Raw genomic sequence first — 1323 nt, 5'->3', positions numbered from 1 at the left:
GGTCACGCCGGCGGTGATCTGCACGTCGTCGGGGTCGCGGTCGCCGAGTTCGGCACCGCGTTCGATGTCCTCGAGTCGGTCTCTCGTCCCGTCCGGCGTGAGCATGATGCCGTGCCAGCCGTCGGCGAAGCGGCCCGCGAGTTCGACCGCTTTGGGACCCATCCCGGTGACCTCGATCGGCGGCGGCGTCTCCGGCGGGTCACAGCGCAGCCGAAAGCCCGAGAGGTCGAAGTCGTCGCCGTCGTAATCGACGGTCTCTCCCGAGAGCACCTGGCGGACGATTTCGACCGTCTCGCGCGTCCGTCTGAGCGGATTCCCGTACTCGACCCCGTGCCAGCTCTCGATCACGACGGGGCCGCTCGGGCCGAGCCCCAGCCGGAATCGACCCCCGGAGAGTTCCTGTAGCGTCGCCGCCGTCTGGCCCAGCATGGCCGGCGTCCGCGAGTAGGTGTTGAGGATGCTCGAGCCGATATCGATCGAGTCGGTGCGCTCTGCCATCGCCGCCAGAACGGTCACGGCGTCGCGACCCCACGTCTCGGGGAGCCACGCGCAGTCGTACCCGGCCTCCTCGGCCGCACGCGTGTAGTCAGCGATCGAGTCGATCGTCGGCTGTGCGGCCACCGGCAGGTGGACATCTCTGTCAGTCATCATCAATCACAGACGGAACGGTGCCTTTTGGGTGTATGGGAACCGGGAACCCGGGGACTATCGTTTACGGCTCGGACTCGAACGCGGCCTGATACTTGTACTGCGCTCGCGTCGGTCCGAAGCGGTCGTCAAACCGCCACGGAATCGTCCGGTTTCGGAACGCTTGAGAACCGGTATAGAAATTAGTGACTGTGACCCGCACACGACTCTTCGCCTCCCTCTGTAGCCTCGTCTTTTTGCTCAACCTCGCCAGAGTCATCTTCGCACCGCTGCTGGACGTGTTCATCACCGAGTTCGCGATCGGCGAGGCGACCGCCGGACTCATCGTGACGCTCGCGTGGGTCGGGAGCGCTTCCCTTCGGCTGCCGACCGGATGGCTTCTCACGAAAGTCCCGAGACACCGCATCGTGGTCGGATCCGGGATGATTCTCGCCGCGTCCTCGGCGATCGCGGCGACCGCGACGACGGTCCCACACCTCATGGGCGGAGCCTTCCTCATGGGCATCGCCTCCGGGGTCTACTTCGTCTCGGCGAATCCGTTGTTGAGCGAACTGTTCCCGTCGCGCGTCGGCCGCGTCATGGGGATCCACGGGGCCGCCAGCCAGATCGCCGCGGTGATCGCCGCACCGTTCGTCGCGCTCACGCTCATCGTCGACTGGCGGCTCTCGCTGTGGG

General features: G+C 66.3%; 2 protein-coding genes. One reads left to right on the top strand and one right to left on the bottom strand.

Features of this window, described 5'->3' with window-relative positions:
- A partial coding sequence (locus PGX04_RS33135) for a TIGR04024 family LLM class F420-dependent oxidoreductase (protein WP_273742359.1) occupies positions 1-648 on the bottom strand: 648 nt, incomplete at its 3' end.
- Between the two features lie 191 nt (positions 649-839).
- On the opposite strand from PGX04_RS33135, the gene PGX04_RS33130 reads away from it, so the two are divergent.
- On the top strand, positions 840-1323 hold a 484-nt coding region (locus PGX04_RS33130; protein ID WP_273742358.1), incomplete at its 3' end, for an MFS transporter.

The organism is Natrinema soli (assembly GCF_028618695.1).
Note: the sequence above shows the minus strand (reverse complement) of the source record. Positions and strands in the feature narration are given on the sequence as shown.